Source organism: Streptomyces sp. NPDC096040, from assembly GCF_040303265.1.
Classification (GTDB): domain Bacteria; phylum Actinomycetota; class Actinomycetes; order Streptomycetales; family Streptomycetaceae; genus Streptomyces.
In genome coordinates this window covers 1-5,057 of the sequence record NZ_JBEOTA010000079.1, presented here as the reverse complement: position 1 = coordinate 5,057, position 5,057 = coordinate 1, and the positions used below count along the sequence as shown (strand labels likewise).

Below are 5,057 nucleotides of genomic sequence, written 5' to 3'. Positions count from 1 at the left end.
CAGCTCCTGCATCAACCCGGCACGCGCACACACCAAAGTGACCGCGTCATCCAGCGACACCACACCCGCCACATGCGCGGCCGCCACCTCACCGACCGAATGCCCCACCACAAAGTCCGGCACCACCCCGAACGACCCGAGCAGCCGGAACAACGCGACCTCAACCGCGAACAGCCCACACTGCGCGAACAACGTCTGATCCAGCCGATCACCGCCATCGAGAATCACCTCCCGCACCGGCCGCCCCAACACCGACTCCAACCGCGAACAGATGTCCTCGAAGGACTCCGCGAACACCGCATACCGCTCAGCCAGCTCCCGCCCCATCCCCGACCACTGCGACCCCTGACCCGAAAACAAGAACCCGGTCAGCCCACCACGATCAGCCAGCGCGCCAACAGCGCCCGGCCCACCGCCCACCAACTCCTCCAGTCCAACAAGCAATTCATCCCGATTCGAGGCCACCACCGCACCGCGGTGCTCCAAAGCGGCCCGGGACAGCGCCGCCGCACGCGCCACCTCCGCAACAGTCACCCCGGACTCGGCAAGCACGTACTCACGCAACCGGGCCGCCTGACCACGCAACGCCTCAGCACTCCGCCCGGACACCAACACCGGCACCGGCAAAACCGGTTCCGGAACTGCCGTCGCCTCGACATCGGGGGCCTGCTCGATGATCACGTGCGCATTGGTGCCGCTCACCCCGAACGCCGACACAGCGGCCCGACGCACCTCGGTCTCCGGCCAGCGCCGTGACTCGGTGAGCAGCCGTACGTCACCGGCCGACCAGTCGACGTGCGGGGTCGGTTCGTCGATGTGCAGGGTGCGTGGCAGGTGGCCGTGTCGCATGGCCTGTACGACCTTGATCACGCCGGCGACACCGGCGGCGGCCTGCGTGTGCCCGATGTTCGACTTGACCGACCCCAGCCACAACGGCCGGTCCCGATCGGCGCCGTACGTGGCCAGTAGGGCCTGCGCCTCGATCGGGTCGCCGAGCGTGGTGCCGGTGCCGTGCGCCTCCACCACGTCCACGTCCGAGGCGGACAGCCCCGCGGCGCTGAGCGCGGCGCGAATGACCCGTTCCTGCGAAGGACCGTTGGGGGCGGTGAGCCCGTTGGAGGCACCGTCCTGGTTCACCGCCGAACCGCGCAGCACGGCCAGCACCTCATGGCCGTTGGCCCGCGCGTCGGACAGCCGCTCCAGCACCAGCATGCCGACGCCCTCGGACCAACCGGTGCCGTCGGCATCGGTGGAGAAGGACTTGCAGCGGCCGTCGGCGGCGAGGCCGCGCTGCCGGTCGAACTCACGGAACGGGGTCGGGCTGGACATGACCGTCACCCCGCCGGCCAGCGCCAGGCTGGACTCGCCGGAGCGCAGCGACTGTGCGGCCAGATGCATCGCCACCAGCGAGGACGAGCACGCGGTGTCCACGGTGACCGCGGGGCCGGTGAGCCCGAAGGTGTAGGCGACCCGGCCGGTGGCGATGCTGCCCAGGTTGCCGTTGCCCAGATATCCCTCCAGTTCCTCGGGCACGTGTGCCAGCCGGGTCGCGTAGTCCTGGTACATCAGCCCGGCGAACACCCCTGTACGGCTGCCCCGGACGCCGGTCGGGTCGATCCCGGCGCTTTCCAACGCCTCCCAGGACAGCTCCAGCAGCAACCGTTGCTGCGGGTCCATGGCCAGCGCCTCGCGCGGCGAGATACCGAAGAGCCCGGGGTCGAAGTCAGCGACGTCGGCGAGGAATCCGCCCAGTCCGACCGGCAGCGCCCCGAGGTCCCAGCCGCGGTCGGCGGGAAAGGCAGAGATGCCGTCCCGGCCCGCGGCGACCAGGTCCCACAGCTGGTCGGGGGTGCCGACTCCGCCGGGGTAGCGGCAGGCCATTCCCACGATCGCGATCGGCTCGTCCGTGGCGGCCGTGAGCGTGGGGGCGGCGGGTTCCGGTCCGGTCTGAAGGTCACCGGCCTCGGCGAGTACGAACCCGGCCAGCGCGGCCGGGGTGGGGTGGTCGAACACCAGGGTGGTGGGCAGCCGTAGCCCGGTGGCGGTGCCGAGGCGGTTGCGCAGTTCCAGCGCGGTCAGCGAGTCGACGCCGAGTTCGGCGAAGGACTGCTCGGCGCCGACCTGTTCGGCCCCGGTGAGGTCCAGTACCCCGGCGGCCTGGGTGCGCACCAGGTCCAGGGCGGCGCGGCGGCGCTCCGCTACGGGCAGCGCCCGCAGCCGGTCGGCCCAGCCGGACTGCTGCGGGGTACGGCGGCGGCCGCGGACCAGGCCGGCGAACACCGCCGGCAACGGGTCGAGCCGGTGCAGGGCCACGGTGTCCAGCCGCATCGGCAGTACGGCCGCCTCGTCGAGCCCGACAGCGGCGTCCAGCAGCGCCAGGGCTTCCGCGGTGGGCAGTGCGGCGATGCCACTGCGGGCGATACGGGCCAGGTCGGTCTCGGAGAGCTCGCCCGTGATGCCGCTGCGCTGCTCCCACAGTCCCCAGCCCAAGGAGGTGGCCGGGAGCCCGGCGGCACGGCGCTGCCGCGCCAGCGCGTCCAGGTGGGCGTTGGCGGCGGAGTAGGCGGCCTGTCCGGCGTTGCCGAGGGTCGCGGAGGCGGAGGAGAACAACACGAACCTGGTGAGGTCTCGGCCGCGGGTCAGTTCGTCCAGCCAGCGGGCGCCCTGCACCTTCGGCGCCAGCACCGCCCGCAGTCGCTCCTCGGTGAGACCGGTGACCAGACCGTCGTCCACCACCCCGGCGGCGTGCACCACCGCCGTCACCGGATGCTCGGCCAGCACCGCGGCCACCGCCTCGCGGTCGGCCACATCACACGCCACCACCGCCACCCCGGCACCCAACTCACCCAACTCCGCAGCCAGCTCCGTCACACCCGGCGCATCACCACCCCGCCGAGAAACCAGCACCAGACCACGCACCCCATGACGCACCACCAAATGCCGCGCCACCAAACCCCCGAGCGTCCCACTCGCCCCCGTCACCAGCACAACATCCTCAGCCGACCAAGGAACACCCCCACCCACCTCCGACACCCGCGCCAACCGCGGCACCAACACCCGCCCCGCACGCAAGGCCAGTTGAGGTTCGTCGGTGGCCAGTGCCGCCGTCAGCTCCGTCTCGGTGACGGTGGGGTCGGCCGTGTCCAGCAGTACGAACCGGTCGGGCCACTCGATCTGCGCCGAGCGCACCAGGCCCCACACGGCCGCGCCGGCCGGGTCGGGCACCTCCTCGGTGGTGGCCGCGACCGCACCTCGGGTGACCAGGACCAGCCGGGCACCCGGCGCGGGCTCCTCGGCCAGCCAGCCGCGGAACCGTTCCAGTACGGCGGCGGTGCGCTCGGCCACGGGCGTGTCCTCGACCCGGACCAGCACATCGGCGCGGGTGTCGCGGGGGCGTCCGGTGCGAGCGGGCGTCCAGTCCAGCCGGTACAGCGAGTCCAGCCGTGCGGGCGCGCGCAGTTCGCCGGTGAGGGCGCGCAGCACCACGCGCTCGACGGTACCGACCGGGGCGCCGCTGCCGTCTGCCAGATCCAACCGGACCGCGTCCTCCTCGACGGCGGTGATCCGGACCCGCAGCGCCGTCGCGCCCGCGTCGTGCCAGCGGACCCCCCGGAAGGCGAAGGGCAGCCGCAGGGCGTTGTCGCCGTGCAGGGCGAGGGCGTGCAGTGCCGCGTCCAGCAACGCCGGATGCAGACCGAACTCCCTTGCCTCACCGCACTGCTGGTCGGGCAGGGCGATATCGGCGAAGATCTCGTCGCCGCGCCGCCAGGCAGCCCGCAGCCCCTGGAACGCCGGGCCGTACCCGAGGCCGCGAGCGGCGAGCCGGTGATAGAAGCCGTCAAGGTCGACCGGTTCGGCGCCGGCCGGGGGCCACCGCACGAGATCCGCACCGACGCTGTCGTCGCTGCTCTCGGAGAGCACACCGGTGGCATGCCGGGTCCAGGGCGGCGCCGAGTCCTCGGGCCGGGAGTGCACCTCGATGCTGCGGCAGCCGGTGTCGTCGGGTTCGCCGACGACGACCCGCAGGGCGAGGCCGCCCTCGGCGGGCACGACCAGCGGGACCTCCAGGGTCAGCTCGTCCAGCCGGTTGTCACCAAGCAGTTCGGCGGCGTGCCGGGCGAGTTCGACGAACGCGGTACCGGGCAGCAGCACCGTGCCGGTGACCCGGTGGTCGGCCAGCCAGGACTGCCCACGCAGGCTCAACCGCCCGGTCAGCACGGTGTCGACGGCACCGGGCAGGGCGACCAGCGCACCGAGCAGCGGATGCCCGGCGGACAGCGCACCGAGCGCGGCGGGATCGGCCGACTCGGCGTTCTCCAGCCAGTAACGGCGCTGTTGGAAGGCGTAGGTGGGCAGGTCGACCGGGTCGGCCGCGGGCAGACAACGGGTCCAGTCGATGTTCCCGCCGTGCACGTGGAAGCGAGCCAGTCCGGTGGGCAGGGTCACCGATTCCGGCTGGTCTCGGCGGAGTAGTGGGATGAAGGCCGCGGCCGCGTCCTCCGCCAGGCAGTCCGGTCCAACGGCGCTCAGCGCGGCGTCCGGACCGACCTCCACGAACCTCGTCACACCCTGCTCGTGCAGATGGGCGACCGCGTCGGCGAAGCGGACCGTGTCCCGGACATTGCGCACCCAGTAATCAGCATTCACCGGCGCGGAATCGACGTCCACGGTGGACACAAACGGAATACGCGGAGCGGAGAAATCCACACCACCGATCGCAGCACGGAACCGCTCCAACACCGGGTCCATCAACGGGGAATGGAACGCATGACTCACCCGAAGCCGCGTATTCCGCCATCCCCGCTCCTTCGCCCGCGCCGCAACAGCCTCCACCGACGACTCGGCACCGGAAACCACCACCGACCGAGACCCGTTGACCGCCGCGACACCCACCTCACCCGACAGGATCCCGACAACCTCCGCCTCGGTGGCGTTGACCGCGAGCATCGCCCCACCAGGCGGCAGCTCCTGCATCAACCCGGCACGCGCACACACCAAAGTGACCGCGTCATCCAGCGACACCACACCCGCCACATGCGCGGCCGCCACCTCACCGA

1 protein-coding gene is annotated in these 5,057 nt (G+C 72.0%); it reads right to left on the bottom strand.

The window, feature by feature from the left end:
- The coding region (locus ABTY98_RS41910) for an SDR family NAD(P)-dependent oxidoreductase (protein ID WP_352226429.1) at positions 1–5,049 on the bottom strand (5,049 nt) is incomplete at its 3' end.
- Between the last annotated feature and the right edge of the window lie 8 nt (positions 5,050–5,057).